General features: G+C 65.6%; 13 protein-coding genes. 8 read left to right on the top strand and 5 right to left on the bottom strand.

The genetic code is table 11. The annotated features are described in order from the left end of the window. Window positions 1-13: 13 nt before the first annotated feature. Together O987_RS22235 and O987_RS22230 are read right to left on the bottom strand one after the other, a co-directional pair. Window positions 14-1,084, bottom strand: a complete 1,071-nt coding sequence (locus O987_RS22235; protein WP_043374845.1) for an adenosine deaminase family protein — start codon at window positions 1,082-1,084, stop codon at window positions 14-16. 50 nt (window positions 1,085-1,134) lie between these two features. After that, window positions 1,135-1,920: a sulfite exporter TauE/SafE family protein gene (locus O987_RS22230; protein ID WP_043374842.1), complete on the bottom strand. Its 786-nt coding sequence runs from the start codon at window positions 1,918-1,920 to the stop codon at window positions 1,135-1,137. A gap of 45 nt (window positions 1,921-1,965) precedes the next feature. Between O987_RS22230 and O987_RS22225 the strand changes: the two genes are divergently transcribed. Next, complete coding sequence (locus O987_RS22225) at window positions 1,966-4,536, top strand: ABC transporter permease (protein WP_080731587.1); 2,571 nt, start codon at window positions 1,966-1,968, stop codon at window positions 4,534-4,536. Window positions 4,537-4,538: 2 nt separating this feature from the next. Here O987_RS22225 and O987_RS22220 read toward each other — a convergent pair whose 3' ends face one another. Then, complete coding sequence (locus O987_RS22220; protein WP_043374839.1) at window positions 4,539-5,414, bottom strand: LysR family transcriptional regulator; 876 nt, start codon at window positions 5,412-5,414, stop codon at window positions 4,539-4,541. A gap of 216 nt (window positions 5,415-5,630) precedes the next feature. Here O987_RS22220 and O987_RS22215 point away from each other — a divergent pair, with 216 nt between their 5' ends. The 5 genes from O987_RS22215 (at window position 5,631) to O987_RS22195 (ending at window position 11,418) form a co-directional block, all read left to right on the top strand. Continuing rightward, window positions 5,631-7,115 (top strand): MFS transporter, encoded by a 1,485-nt coding sequence (locus O987_RS22215; RefSeq protein WP_043376835.1) that lies wholly within the window; start codon window positions 5,631-5,633, stop codon window positions 7,113-7,115. Beyond that, on the top strand, window positions 7,105-7,509 hold the full coding sequence (locus tag O987_RS22210) for a group II truncated hemoglobin (protein WP_003052030.1): 405 nt from the start codon (window positions 7,105-7,107) through the stop codon (window positions 7,507-7,509). Before O987_RS22215 ends, O987_RS22210 begins: the two co-directional genes overlap by 11 nt. Window positions 7,510-7,603: 94 nt before the next feature. Further along, window positions 7,604-9,694 (top strand): bifunctional 2',3'-cyclic-nucleotide 2'-phosphodiesterase/3'-nucleotidase, encoded by a 2,091-nt coding sequence (locus O987_RS22205; protein WP_043374836.1) that lies wholly within the window; start codon window positions 7,604-7,606, stop codon window positions 9,692-9,694. A gap of 104 nt (window positions 9,695-9,798) precedes the next feature. Next, on the top strand, window positions 9,799-10,386 hold the full coding sequence (locus O987_RS22200; protein WP_043374835.1) for a LemA family protein: 588 nt from the start codon (window positions 9,799-9,801) through the stop codon (window positions 10,384-10,386). Window positions 10,387-10,389: 3 nt separating this feature from the next. Then, on the top strand, window positions 10,390-11,418 hold the full coding sequence (locus O987_RS22195; protein ID WP_003052036.1) for a M48 family metalloprotease: 1,029 nt from the start codon (window positions 10,390-10,392) through the stop codon (window positions 11,416-11,418). A 63-nt stretch (window positions 11,419-11,481) separates the two neighbouring features. Here O987_RS22195 and O987_RS22190 read toward each other — a convergent pair whose 3' ends face one another. After that, window positions 11,482-12,138: a Smr/MutS family protein gene (locus O987_RS22190; RefSeq protein WP_003052037.1), complete on the bottom strand. Its 657-nt coding sequence runs from the start codon at window positions 12,136-12,138 to the stop codon at window positions 11,482-11,484. Continuing rightward, complete coding sequence (gene radC / locus O987_RS22185) at window positions 12,135-12,827, bottom strand: RadC family protein (protein WP_003052039.1); 693 nt, start codon at window positions 12,825-12,827, stop codon at window positions 12,135-12,137. The genes O987_RS22190 and radC overlap by 4 nt, the downstream gene beginning before the upstream one ends. Window positions 12,828-12,946: 119 nt before the next feature. Here radC and O987_RS22180 point away from each other — a divergent pair, with 119 nt between their 5' ends. Together O987_RS22180 and ispH are read left to right on the top strand one after the other, a co-directional pair. After that, on the top strand, window positions 12,947-13,417 hold the full coding sequence (locus tag O987_RS22180) for an FKBP-type peptidyl-prolyl cis-trans isomerase (protein WP_003052041.1): 471 nt from the start codon (window positions 12,947-12,949) through the stop codon (window positions 13,415-13,417). Window positions 13,418-13,581: 164 nt separating this feature from the next. Then, complete coding sequence (ispH, locus tag O987_RS22175) at window positions 13,582-14,571, top strand: 4-hydroxy-3-methylbut-2-enyl diphosphate reductase (protein ID WP_003052043.1); 990 nt, start codon at window positions 13,582-13,584, stop codon at window positions 14,569-14,571. Window positions 14,572-14,584 lie beyond the last annotated feature (13 nt).

Genomic DNA, 14,584 nt, shown 5'->3' with positions numbered 1-14,584 from the left:
TGGCAATATTTGTTTAGAAGTGGTGTGTGCGGCTCAATGCATCGAACTCGGCGCCCCACTGCTGGCGAAGGCTGCGCTTTTCGCTCTCGTCTATCCAGGCCGCATCGATGCCGTTGAGCATGAAGTCCCTGAGGTCGGCCACTGAAAAGCCGAAGTCGCAGACCATCTTGGTCCAGGCTCCCGTGGGGTTCACATGGTGCAGCGTGGGGTCGTCGGTGTTGGGGTGCACGCGAAGGCCCAGGCCGGGCATCTGGCGTATCGGGTGATCCAGCGCCCAGCGTTCGGGGGCCAGTGTGCGCAGATAGTAGGAGTTGGTCGGCACCACGGTGAACACAATGCCCAGATCGGCGCAGCGCCGGGCCAGTTCCGGGTTGTCGATGACGGTGTAGCCATGATCGACGCGATCCACCTTGAGAGTCTCGATGGCGGTCTGCAGATTGTTCCAGGGCAGGCCGAACTCGCTGGCATGGGCCGTAGTCTTGAGGCCGTTGCGACGCGCCAGCGCATAGGCTTCGACAAACAACTCGGGCGGGCGCTCGTTTTCGCGGTAGTCGATGCCGATGCCGGGCACATCGTCATGCCGGTTGTCCAGCATCCATTGCACCATCTGCACGGCGGCTTCGGCCGGGGCTTCGCGGTCGATGGACGGCACCAGGCGGCCACGTATGCCGCAATCCTCTTGCGCAGCTGCGGCGCCGGCCAGAATGGCTTGCTGGGCGACGGCATAGCTCATGCCCGAGCATTGCACCGTGCCCGTGGGGTTCCAGAAGAATTCGGCATAGCGCACGTTGTGGGTGGCGGCATCCTGCAGATATTCATAGGTAATGCGCTCCAGATCGGCCGGCGTCTGCAGCAGCCACGCGTCGAGTGCGCGCAGCACGCGCAGCACGCCCACGGGCTTTTCGCCGCGCGTGTAGAAGGCCTCTATCTCTTCGGGAGCCAGCGGCGCCTTGGCGCGCTGCACCAGTTCGATGAAAGTATTTTTTCTGACCGTGCCCAGCAGGTGGCAGTGCAACTCCATCTTGGGGATGGCATGGGCAAAGGCGGTCAGTTCAGGTGTGGGGGCAGTAGGCGCGGCATTCATGCCGCAGATGGTAGTGTCTTGCGATCAGCCTTGCCGTAGGCAGTTCTACGTTACGGTGCCAGGAATAGCCGCGGCACGGATGCCGCCAGCATGGCGATGCCCGAGCAGGTCAGCAGGCTCAGCACGATCTGGCGAAAGCGCGCATCGCTCACGCCCTTGTAGACGCGGGTGCCGAAGATCACGGGCACCAGCACGGCCGGGAGCACGATAGCGAACGAGGGCCACATGGCGGGCTTGACCAGGCCGGTGGCCAGATAGCTGGCCATGGTGACGGCCAGCACCGAGAGGTTGAAGTTCTGGATCACCGTGCGCTGCACATGACGCTCAAAGCCGCGCAGCGTGCACCACAGCGTGGGCACGGTGCCGCTGAAGCCGCCCAGTCCGCCCATGGCGCCACCGATCAGGCCCGCAACCGCATCGCTCAGGCGGGCCAGAAGGCCGCCGCCCAGCGTCAGCCGGGGCAGGCGGGCGCTCAGCAGCATGGTGGGGCACCAAAGCACCAGCAGGCAGCCCAGGCCGAGCTTGAACCAGTCCATATTGAGATGCGGCATCACGGCCACGCCCATGGGAATGCCGACCAGGCCCCCTGCGATGAAGGGCAGCAGCGACTTCCAGTGGAAATCGCGCCGCACTGTGAACGCCGCGATGATCTGGCCCGTGAGAGAGCCGAAGACCGAAAGCACGGCCGCCAGCTGCGGCTCCAGTACCCAGGCCCAGAACGACATGGCCACCATGCCGAAGGCAAAGCCCGAAAGCCCCTGCACAAACCCCGCCACAGCGGCCCCCAGGGCCACGATCAACATTGCTTCCACGTTCTGGTCTCCGTCCGATGGCATCGATTATCGTCTTCGGTCGGCAGGGAATTGCCATGCAGTTTTGGCATGGCTGCAGGCCGCTGCGCTATCGTGCAGACCATGCAAGCATCATCTGTCTGGATTCTGGGGCTGCGCAATCTCTGGCGCGATCTGCGCGCTGGCGAGCTGCGCCTGATCATCGTGGCCGTGCTGCTGGCCGTGGCGGCACTGAGCTCGGTGGGCTTTTTTGCCGACCGCCTGCAGGCCGGCCTGCAGCGCGACGCCCGTCAGCTGCTGGGCGGCGATGTGGTGGTGGTCAGCGACAACCCCGCCCCCGCGGTTTTTGTGCAGCAGGCACAGCAGCAGGGACTGCAGACCGTGGCCACGGCCAGCTTTCCGACCATGGCACGGGCCGCCCAGGAGCAGGGCGGAGCCAGCCGCCTGGTGGCGCTCAAAAGCGTGGACCCCGGCTACCCGTTGCGCGGCGTGCTGCACCTGAATCAGGGACCGGGCCAGCCAGACCTGGAAGTCAGGGCGATTCCTGAACGCGGCCATGCCTGGGTGGATGCGCCGCTGCTGGAGGCGCTGGGCCTGAAGCTCGGCGACCGACTGCTGCTGGGCGATGCGAGCTTTCATATCTCGCACATCATTGCCATCGAGCCCGATCGTGGCGCGGGCTTCATGAGCTTTGCCCCGCGCGTGATGATCAACAGCGCCGACCTGCCCGCAACGCGCCTGGTGCAGCCCGCCAGCCGCATCACCTATCGGCTGGCCGTGGCGGGGCAGGCAGACGCCGGGCGCGGCGCGCAGCGGGCCGCACAGGACTATCTGGGCTGGGCACAGGAACTGGCCAAGAGCCTGCATGGCGTGCGTGTGGAATCGCTGGAAAGCGGTCGCCCCGAAATGCGCCAGACCCTGGACAGGGCCGAGAAATTCCTGAGTCTGGTGGCGCTGCTTTCGGCGCTGCTATCGGCCGTAGCCGTGGCACTGGCCGCACGTGCCTTTGCCAACAGCCATCTCGATGCGTCGGCCATGCTGCGCGTGCTCGGCCAGAGTCAGCGCCGCATTGCCCTGGCCTATGTGGTGGAGTTCGTGAGCATTGCCCTGGCTGCCAGCGCGGCCGGCGTGCTGCTGGGCTGGGCCGTGCACCATGTGTTTGTCTGGCTGCTGGCCGGACTGGTCGAGTCTGCCCTGCCTGCGGCGAGCCTGTGGCCCGCATTGTTCGGCATGGGCATGGGGCTGACGCTGTTGCTGGCCTTTGGCCTGCCGCCCGTGCTGCAGCTGGCGCAGGTGCCGCCGCTGCGCGTGATGCGGCGCGATCTGGGGGCGCTCAAGCCAGCATCGTGGCTGGTGCTGGGTGTGGGTGTTACGGGTTTTGCGGCCTTGTTGATGGTCGCCAGCCGCGACATCAAGCTGGGCCTGATTGCCGTGGGCGGCTTTGCCGTCGCCGTGCTGTTGTTCGCGGGCCTGGCCTGGCTGGCCGTCAAGCTGCTGCGGCAGGTGGTCAATGAGAGCACGGCGCCGCGCTGGCTGGTCATGGCCACGCGCCAGGTCTCGGCCAAACCCGTGTATGCCGTGGTGCAGGTCAGCTCGCTGGCCGTGGGGCTGCTGGCCCTGGTGCTGCTGGTGCTGCTGCGCACCGACCTGATTGCCAGCTGGCGCAAGGCCACGCCGGCCAATGCGCCTGACCGCTTTGTCATCAATGTCCAGCCCGATCAGGCGCAGGACTTTCAGGCCGCGCTGAAAAAGGCCGGCGTGCGCAGCTATGACTGGTATCCCATGATTCGCGGCCGGCTGATTGCCGTCAATGGCAAGGCCGTCAGCTCCGAGGACTATGAGGAGGATCGCGCCAAGCGTCTGGTGGACCGGGAGTTCAATATCTCCACCGCCGAAACCATGCCCGATCACAACCAGATCGTGGGCGGCCGCTGGCAGGCCGGCGAGCAGGGCGCGATCAGCATGGAGGAAGGCATTGCCAAGACCCTGGGCCTGGAGCTGGGCGACACGCTGCGCTTCGATATCGGCGGTGAGCAGAGCGAGGCCCGCATCACCAGCCTGCGCAAGGTGGACTGGAGTTCCATGCGCGCCAACTTCTTTGTGATCTACCCCGTGCAGCATCTGGACAACGTGGCCGTGACCTATCTGGCGGCCTATCGTGCGCCCGACATCAAGGGCTTTGACAATGCGCTGGTCAATGAATTTCCGAACATCACCAATGTCGACCTGAGCAGCACGCTGGCCCAGGTGCAGCAGGTGATGGACCAGGTCATACGCGCTGTGGAGTTCCTGTTCGGCTTCACGCTGGTGGCGGGTCTGGTCGTGCTGTTTGCCTCCGTCACCGGAACGCGCGAGGAAAGAGCGCGCGAATACGCCATCATGCGCGCCGTGGGAGCCCGGTCGGGCCTGCTGCAGCAGGTGCAGAGTGCCGAGCTGGCCGGAGTGGGCCTGATGGCCGGCTTTCTGGCCAGCTGCGTTGCTTTGGCCGTGGGCTGGGCGCTGGCACGCTGGGTGTTTGATTTCGAGTGGAATGTGCTCTGGTGGGTGCCGCTGGTGGGCGCGCTGGCGGGCGCATTGCTGGCCTGGCTGGCCGGCTGGTGGGCGTTGCGCGAGGTAGTCAGCCGTCCCGTGATGATCACGCTGCGCCAGGCGGCGGAATAAGGCTAGCCCTTGAACAGCCGCGCGCTCGCAAAGTCCACGAAAGCCCGGACCTTGGGCGAGAGCTGGCGGCTGGAGGGCCAGAGCGCGGAGAACTGTCCGCTATGCGTGAGCTGCTGCGCCAGGACCTGCTGGAGCTCGCCACGCGCCAGTGCGTCGCGGGCCAGGAAGTCGGGCATATAGGCCAGGCCCAGGCCTGAGACGGCTGCGCCCAGCATGGCTTCCATGTTGTTGCAGACCAGGGAGATGGGCATGGCCGGCAGCCCGGGCAACGTCCACTCCTCAAGCTTGCCGCTGTTCAGAAAGCGATAGCGCAGGCTGGAGTGTCGGGCAAGGTCGGCGGGCGTCAGCGGCAGACCGCGCTCGGCCAGATAGGTCGGCGAGGCCGCGAGAATGAAGCGAAACGGTCCGAGTCGGCGCGCCACCAGCCGCGAATCGGCCAGCTCGCCGCTACGGATGACCACATCGAGGCCGGCTTCGACGACATCGACCAGATGGTCGTTGAAGTCCAGATCCAGCTCCACCTCGGGATAGCGGGCCTGGAATTCGGGCAGCACGGGCAGCAGAAAACGGTAGCCGATGGTGGGCAGGCTCACACGCAGCCGGCCGCGCGGTGCTTCTGCGGCGGCCTGCATGGCCGCGCGTGCATCATGCAGCTCGTCGAGGATGCGCCGGCAGCGTTCGTGAAACAGAGTCCCTTCCTGCGTCAGACGCACCTGGCGTGTGGTGCGATGGAACAGGCGCAGGCCCAGTTGCTGCTCCAGCCGCGCCACGTTCTTGCCCACGGCCGAGGCCGAGATGCCAAGCGCGCGGCCGGCCTCCGCAAAGCTCAGAAGATCGGCGGCACGTACAAAGGACTCTAGTCCGCTGAAGCTGTCCATGGTGATTGGCAACCTTGGGTTGGGATTGTTGGGAGTTCTAACGCTATTTTCGTTTGATTGGAGCGCTTTTATCGTTCATGTCTGATTGATTCACGAAGCCAGTCCTCCATGTCCTGCTCCACTTCTCCATCCTGCCCACGGGCGGATCTTCCGGTTTGCGCCCGCCGCGCATCGCCTGCCTGGGTGCTGCTGTCGGTCTGCCTGGCTGCCCTGGCCATGCCGCTGAGCTTTACCGGGCCGGCCGTGGCACTGCCGGCGCTGCGCGAGGCACTGGGCGGCGGCCCTCTGGCGCTGAACTGGGTCACCAATGCCTTCATGCTGAGCTTCGGCGCCACGCTGATGGCGGCAGGAGCACTGGCCGATGTCTACGGGCGGCGGCGCGTGTTTCTTGCGGGGCTGGCCGTCGTGGTGGGCAGCGTGCTGCTGCAGGTCTGCCTGCAAGGCAAGGGGGCCATCATCGGCTTCGATCTGTTGCGGGCGCTGCAGGGACTGGGCGCGGCCGCTGCGCTGGCGGCAGGCACGGCCGGCCTGGCCCAGGCCTACGATGGTGCCCGGCGTACCCGTGCCTTCAGTGTCGTGGGCACCTCCTTTGGTGTGGGACTGGCCTTCGGGCCCTTGCTGTCGGGGTGGTTGCTGCAGAGCTGGGGCTGGCGCAGCGTGATGCTCAGCGCGGCCGCAGCAGCATTTGCGGCACTGCTGCTGGGCCTGCGCCATATGCCGGAATCGCGCAATCCGCAGGCACAGCGGCTGGACCTGCCGGGCGCGCTGTCGTTCACGCTGGCGCTGGCTCTGTTGACCTGGGGCATGCTGCAAGTCCCGGAAACGGGCTGGTCGCATGGCCGCACATGGCTGCCCCTGGCGGCCGCCCTGCTGGCGGCAGCGGCCTTTGTGCAGATCGAGCGCCGCAGCGCCCACCCCATGCTGGACCTGTCGCTGTTCCGCTATTCGCGCTTTGTCGGTGTGCAGCTGCTGGCCGCAGCACCGGCCTATGCCTTTGTGGTGCTGCTGGTGCTGTTGCCGCTGCGCTTCATCGGCGTGGAAGGCCTGGCGCCGCTCGCGGCCGGGCAGCGCATGTTCGTGCTGTCGCTGCCCATGCTGTGCGTGCCGCTGCTGGCGGGCTGGCTTGCGCGCTGGCTGTCGGCCGCCCTGCTGTGCGGGGCGGGACTGCTGGTCTGTGCCATGGGCTTGCTGTGGCTGGGCCGCTGCGCCCCCGGCTCGGACCTGGCGCAGATGGCCGCGCCGCTGCTGCTGATCGGTCTGGGCATAGGCCTGCCCTGGGGGCTGATGGACGGACTTGCCGTGACCGTGGTGCCGCGCGAGCGCGCCGGCATGGCCACGGGCATCTTCAGCACCGTGCGTGTGGCGGGCGAAGGCATTGCCCTGGCCGTGGTCGGGGCAGCGCTGGCCGCGCTGCTGGCGCGGGAGCTGGCGGCTCTCTCTCCCTCCATGACGCAGGGCTCGGCCGTGGCCCAGATGCTGGTCACCGGCAATATGCAGGGAGCGCTGGCGCTGATGCAGGATGCGTCGGTCGCCGAGCTGCTCAAGGCCTATGGCCTGGCTTTTTCCAGCTTGCTCGATGTGCTGGCCGGCGTGACGGTGCTGACGGCTGTTGGGGTTTTCGCATTCCTGCGCTCGGGTACGGACATGCCGCATGTCCGACAATCGGGACTGACTCGCAAAGCCGCTACACATGCAGATTGAAGAAAAGCCCCCGTTTGATACCCCCTATGAATGGATAGGTGGTGAAGACAAAGTCCAGCAGCTGGTTGCCCGTTTCTATGACCTCATGGATCTGGAGCCCGGCTACAAGGAGCTGCGCGCCGCGCATGGCAGCACGCTCGACGACGCGCGCCAGAAGCTGTTCTGGTTTCTCTGCGGCTGGCTGGGCGGCCCCGACTATTACCAGGATCGTTTTGGTCATCCGCGTCTGCGCATGCGCCATATGCCGTTTTCCATCGGCATCCAGGAGCGCGACCAGTGGGTGGCCTGCATGGATCAGGCCATGGGCGAGACCGAGGTGCCCGAGGCCTTGCGCACGCGTCTCAAGGCCAGTTTCATGAACACGGCGGACTGGATGCGCAATCGCGGCGCCTGAGTTCCTGGGCCCGGTGGCAAAGCGTCAAATTTCCTTCATGACGCTGTAAAAAGCCCTGTGGACACTGCCTGTTTTTCAACAAGCAGGGTCAACCATGCAGGATTTCGATTTGCCTGGCGCAAAGCTGCGCTCGGGCGGTTTCTTCTCGGCATTGCAGCAACGCCGCCATGTGCTGACGGCCGTGGGCTGTGCCGCCTTGCTGGCCGCCTGCGGCGGCAGCGACGACAGCAGCACAACGCCTGTCACCGCGCAGCCTGCCACGGCGACGCTGGCCGTTCTGGAGACCACGGACCTGCACTTCAATGTGCGCAGCTATGACTATTTCAAGCTGGCCGAAGACAAGACCTATGGCTTCGAGCGCACGGCCACGCTGATCCGTGCGGCCCGCAAGGAATTTGCCAACACGCTGCTGGTGGACAACGGCGACACCATCCAGGGTACGGCCCTGGCCGACTACGAGGCCGAGATCAAGCCCATCGCCTGCACGCAGCAGCTGTCCATGTACAAGGCCATGGGCGCGCTGCGCTTTGATGCGGGCACGCTGGGCAATCACGAATTCAATTACGGTCTGCCCTTTCTCAACCAGGTGCTGGGTGGAGGCCTGGATGTGGACGGCGTGGACGCCAGCCAGAAATGCGCTGGCAACGGGTATCCGGCCGTGCTGGCCAATGTCTACAGCAGCAAGACCAGGAAGCCGCTGGTCCAGCCCTATGCCGTGCTGGAGCGCACCATGGTGGCTAAGGGCAGCGACGGCAAGGAAGTCAGGCTGCCCATCAAGATCGGCGTGATCGGCTTCACCACGCCGGGCATCATGAACTGGGACAAGCGCTATCTGGAAGGCAAGGTCTACACCGAGGGCGCGGTCGAGGCGGCGAGCAAATACGTGCCAGAGTTGCGTGCCAAGGGCGCCGATGTGGTGGTGGCGCTGCTGCATGGCGGTCTGGACGGCTCGGCCTACTCGGCGACCATGGAGAACCCCGGCCTGTATCTGTCCAAGGTCGCGGGCATCGACGCCATGGTCATGGGCCATCAGCACAGCGTGTTCCCTGATCTGTCGGCCAAGCCCGCCTACAGCCAGAGCGGCGTGGACAACCAGGCCGGCACCATCAACGGCGTGCCTGCGGTCATGGCCAGCTCCTGGGGCAAGGCGCTGGGCGTGATCCAGCTGCCGCTGCAATGGGACGGCAAGAAGTGGAGCGTGGCCAAGACCGGCAGCAAGAGCGAGCTGCGCAACATCCAGAACAAGGATGCAGCAGGTGCCTCGGTGTTTGTGGATGCCGATCCGGCCGTTGCGCCGCTGATCGAGGCACAGCATCAGGCGGCCATCAGCTATGTGAAGACGCCCATCGGCAGCACGGACTTCCGCATGAGCACGCTGTTTGCCGATGTGGGCGATCCCGGTGCGATCCAGATCGTCAACCAGGCCCAGCAGGCCTATGTGGCCAGCTACATCAAGGCCAATCTGCCCCAGTACGCCAGCCTGCCCGTGCTGTCGGTGAGTGCGCCGTTCAAGTCCGGCTTCCAGGGCGGCAAGGACTTCACCGATGTGGCTGCCGGCTCGCTCGCCATATACAACGCGGCTGACCTGTATCTCTACCCCAACACCGTGTACGCAGTGAAGGTCAACGGCGCCGACATCAAGAGCTGGCTGGAGGCTGCCGCCAAGCGCTTCAACCAGATCGATGTGAACAAGACGACCGAGCAGCCGTTGATCAGCAGCTTCCCGGGCTACAACTTCGACATGTTCACCACGGCCGATGTGCAGTACGAGATCGATGTCACCCAGCCTCTGGGCAGCCGCATCAAGAACCTGAGCTATCTGGGCAAGCCCATGGATACGGCGCAGGAGTTCGTGATCGCCACCAACAACTACCGTGCCACCAGCGGTGCCAGCTTCATCCCCAAGCTCGACGGCTCGTCGGCCATCTGGGCATCGCCCGATGCGAACCGCGATGTGGTGATTGGGTATGTGCGCCAGAATCCGCAGATCACCCGAGCTGCCAATGGCGCTGCCAAGAGCTGGCGCTTTACCAAGGTGACGACGGCCGGCCCGGTGGTGTTCAGCTCCGGCAGCAATGCCTTGAGCGTGGCCCAGGCCGCGGGCCTGACGGGAGTGTCCGTGCTGGCCGCGGATGACGGCCTGGGCAAGGGCATGAGCAAATATCAGCTCGATCTGTCCAGGTAGGCTGCGTTACCGCAACAACTGCCGCCGTGGCTGCAAAAGCCACGGCGGCTTTTTTCTGGGACTGGCTATGATGCGAGAAATTTTTCAGGGATAGGGGAGAGGGTATGACGGCATATATCGCGCTGGCAGTGGTGGTGGTGATCGTGATCTGGGCAATTGCCCTCTACAACCGCTTGCGCACGCACAAGAACCAGGTGGAGAACGCGTTTGCGCAGATCGATGTGCAGCTCAAGCGCCGCCATGACCTGATTCCCAATCTGGTGGAAGTCGCCCGCGGCTATATGCAGCACGAGGCCCAGACGCTGGAAGCCGTGATCCACGCGCGCGGCGAGGCCGTCAGCGCTGCCGACAAGGCGCGCCAGTCGCCGGGCAAAGCGCAAGTCATGGGGGCGCTCATGGCGGCGGAGCAGGTGCTGGGCGGCCAGATGGGCCGTCTGATGGCGCTGGCCGAGGCCTATCCCACGCTCAAGGCCGATGCCCGCATGCAGCAGCTCAGCGAAGAGATCACCAGCACCGAGAACCGCATCGGCTTTGCACGTCAGTCCTACAACGACGAGGTGCTGGACTTCAACAATCAGGCCGGACAGTTCCCGGACCTGATCGTGGCGCGGCTGGTGGGTTTTGTGCATCTGGACATGCTGGCTTCGACCCAGAGCGAGCAGGAGCGCGCCGTCCCTCAGGTCAGGTTCTGACGCATGCGTTTCTGGGAGCGACAGCGCGAAGCCAGGCGCAGCACGCGCTGGTTGCTGCTGGTGTTCGGCCTGTGCGTGCTGGCTGTGGTGGCATCGGTGCATCTGGGCCTGATGCTGGCCTGGTGGCTTGGCACTCTGGCATTCGGCGGCTGGGACTATCCCACGGGCTTTGCGACGGTGAATATCGGCGTGACCTTGCTGCTGGTGCTGGGCGGTTGCTGGATAGAGCTGGACCAGCTGCGCCACGGCGGGCGCAAGCTGGCCCAGCGCGTGGGAGCGCGCGAGGCCAGACCCGGCAGCTCGCTGGCCGAGCAGCAGTTGTGCAACATCGTCCATGAAATGTGCATCGCGGCGCACTGGCCTGCGCCCCAGGTCGCGGTGCTGGCGCGGACCGAGGCCATCAATGCCTTTGCAGCGGGCTGGGACGCGCAGGACGCCGTCATTGCCGTGACCCAGGGGGCGCTGGACCAGCTCAGCCGTGAGGAAATGCAGGGTCTGGTGGCGCATGAGCTGTCCCATCTGCGCGAGGGCGACACGCGGCTGAACATGCAGCTGGCCGGCATGGTCTACGGGCTGGAGCTGATTCACAACTTCGGCCAGAGCCTGCGCGAGCGCGACAGCATTCTTACGCAATGGTTTGGCCTCTTCATCCAGGCCGCGGGCTTTGTCGGCTGGCTCGGCGGCCAGTTGCTCAAGGCCGCCGTATCGCGCCAGCGCGAGTATCTGGCCGATGCGCGCGCCGTACAGTGGACGCGCAGCAAGGACGGCCTGGGCGGCGTTCTGCGCAAGGTGCTCACGCAGCGTGAGCTGGCCGAGGAGCAGTATGGCAGCTGGGAGCAGGACACGCGCAGCCACCAGGGGCTGGACAAGCGCATCGTGCAGCACATGCTGCTTGCCGAGACACCCCATGCCAGCCGCATCGAAGACTGGCTGGAATCCCACCCCACGGTGCCCGAGCGCATACGCCGCATTTACGGCCGCGATATGCGACCGCTGCCCTTGCCGCTCAACACCGTGCCGCAGGGAAGATAAGCCTTCGGGTTCGATCCCAGCGTAGATGAGCGCGAGCAGCTATCAGATCGGAAGGAAGGGGGCTCAGAACAGCTTGCGCTTGCCCGGCTGCAGCAGCACCACCAGCGCGCCCGCGCCTCCTTCGGCCGGGCGGGCCTGGACAAAGGCCAGAACCTCTTTCTTCTGCACCAGCCAGCGCTGCACCTTGCCCTTGAGCACGGGGGTGCGGCCCGGCGAGCCCAGGCCCTTGCCGTGCACGATGCGCACGCAGCGCACGCCGGTGCGGTGCGACAGCCGGATGAACTGGCCCAGCGCTTCGCGGGCTTCGTCCGAGCGCAGGCCGTGCAGGTCCAGCTGGCGCTGAATGCTCCAGTGGCCGCCACGCAGTTTGCGCGTCACGTCGAGACCGATACCGGGGCGGCGAAAGCTCAGCTGATCGTCCACGTCCAGCAGGGTGCTGACATCGAACTCGTCGCTCATGGCTTCGCGCAGCACATTCTGTTCGTCCAGCACCATCTGCAGCGGCAGCGGGGAGGGCGCCGGCTCCAGAAAGCTGACTTCGTTGCGCGAGCGCAGCGGCGTGACCTTGCCGACGCTGAGCGCAAACAGATTGCGTTCGCGTTCGCGCGCTGCACGCGCTTCGGCCTGGGCGAGGGCCAGGGCTTCGGCCTGTTCGCGCAGCTGCTTGAGATGGCGGGAGATGCCGGCCAGATCCTGCAGCGAGCGGTGTCCATGGCTCATAGCAGAGCCTCCTCGGCCATGGAGCAGGCGGCGCCCGGCCCGACGATGATGTGGTCGAGCACGCGCACATCGATCAAGGCCAGTGCGGCCTTGAGTGTGGCGGTCAGCGCACAGTCGGCGCTGCTGGGCTGCACGCTGCCGCTGGGGTGGTTGTGCGCGAGGATCACCGCGCCGGCATGATGGTGCAGGGCGCGCAGCACGACTTCACGAGGGTAGACGGAGGTTTGCGTCAAGGTACCGCGAAACATTTCTTCAAGAGCCAGCAAGCGGTTCTGACTGTCCAGAAACAGCACGGCAAACACCTCGTGCGGCCTGGCTGCCAGATGCAGCTGCAGATAGTGCTTGACGGCTTCGGGGGAGGAAAAGACTTCCCGCTCGCGCAGCTGCTGCGCCGTGGCACGGCGGGCCAGCTCCAGCACGGCCATCAGCTCGGCGCGCTTGGCCGGGCCCAGGCCTTTGACGGTTGCCAAAGCCTGGTAGTCGGCGGCCAGCAGTCCGGCCAGGCCGCCTGTTGCCTGGCGATCACCGGGCAGCTCCAGCAGCTCCTGCGCCATCTGCAGCACCGTCTTGCCAGCCATGCCGGTGCGCAGAATGACGGCCAGCAGCTCGGCATCTGAGAGCGCAGCCGCACCCCGCTGCGCGAGCTTTTCGCGCGGCTGGGCATCCAGGGGCAGGTCTTTGATGGGCATGGGTGTCAGTGCTTGCTCACACAAGGCGGGGAAGTCCAGGGCGGGCCGGCCATCTCAACGCAGGCTCGCAGAGGTTATAGGCTCGCTCTTACAATGCAGCCCAGTTTATCGGGACTTTCATGACCACAAGCGCAACCCCTTCGGATCTGCCCGTCGTGCAGGCAGGCTCTTTTCTCACGCTGCATTACCGCCTGGCGGGCCCTGCGGGCGATGTGATCAATACCTTCAACGAAAAGCCGGCGACGCTGTCGCTGGGGGCGGGCGAGCTGTCGCCGGCCATGGAAGACAAGCTGATCGGCCTGGCCGAGGGCACACACACGACTTTCGAGCTGCCCGCAGGCGAGGCTTTTGGCGAGCGCAACCCCGACATGATGCAGTGGGTGGCCCGCAAGCTCATGAACGAGCTCGGCGACCCGCATGAGCAATACACCGCGGGCGATGTGGTGCAGTTCCCCACACCCGACGGCAGCGGCAGCTACGCCGGCGCCGTGGTGCAGGTGCGCGAGGACGGCGCCGTGCTGTTCGACTTCAACCACCCGCTGGCCGGCCAGCCCGTGACGTTTGAAGTGAAGCTGATCGGGGTACTTTGAAATGACACACCCCCTGAGCTGCTGCGCAGCTTCCCCCTTCAAGGGGAACGACGGCCTTTGCTGCGGGGCGGCCCATGCTGCGGTCGGCCCGTGCCGCCGTCCCGCGCTTCAAGCGCGCCAGTGTCATGCCGTGCGAGTGGTGCGTAGCGCCAGGGGGTATTGAAATGGTGGGAGCCAAGGAAGTCCTGCTGGCCGAGCCACGCGGCTTTTGCGCCGGGGTGGATCGCGCCATCGAGATCGTGGAGCGGGCGCTGGCCAAGTTCGGCGCGCCCATCTACGTGCGCCACGAGATCGTGCACAACACCTTTGTGGTCAACGATCTCAAGGCCAAGGGCGCCATCTTCATCGAGGAGCTCGACGAGGTGCCGCCCGGCGCCACGCTGATCTTCTCGGCCCATGGCGTCTCCAAGGCCGTGCAGCAGGAGGCCGAGCGCCGCGGCTTTGCCATCTTCGATGCGACGTGCCCGCTGGTCACCAAGGTGCATGTGGAAGTCGCCAAGCTGGCCAAGGAAGGCTACGAATTCCTCATGATCGGCCACAAGGGCCATCCCGAGGTCGAAGGCACCATGGGCCAGCTCTCCGAAGGCATTCACCTGGTCGAGGACGAGGGCGATGTGGCCAAGGTGGCGCCACGCCAGACCGAAAAGCTGGCCGTGGTGACGCAGACCACGCTGTCGGTCGATGACGCCGCAGGCATCAAGGCCGCCATCAAGGCGCGTTTTCCGCAGGTGCGCGAGCCCAAGCAGCAGGACATCTGCTATGCCACGCAGAACCGCCAGGACGCCGTCAAGGTGCTGGCACCCCAGGTGGATCTGGTGATCGTCGTCGGCAGCCCGACCAGCTCCAACAGCAATCGCCTGCGCGAGCTGGCCGATCGCCTGGGCACGCCTGCCTATATGGTAGACAACGCGCTCGAGCTCAGGGAAGAGTGGTTTGCCGATGCGGCCCGCGTGGGCCTGACGGCCGGTGCCTCGGCGCCCGAAGTACTGGTCGACGAGGTCATCGCACGCATCCGGCAACTGGGCGCAGTCGCCGTGCGCAAGATGGACGGTATCGAGGAAACCATCAAGTTCCCGCTGCCCAAGGGGCTGAAGATCGATGCGGCCACGGGCCTGGAGATCGAAGTGCGCAAGGCGCCCGAGACCGGACATTGAACTCTGGCAAGCT

The sequence above is a fragment of the Comamonas testosteroni TK102 genome, from assembly GCF_000739375.1.
Classification (GTDB): Bacteria; Pseudomonadota; Gammaproteobacteria; order Burkholderiales; family Burkholderiaceae_C; genus Comamonas; species Comamonas brasiliensis.
Note: the sequence above shows the minus strand (reverse complement) of the source record. Positions and strands in the feature narration are given on the sequence as shown.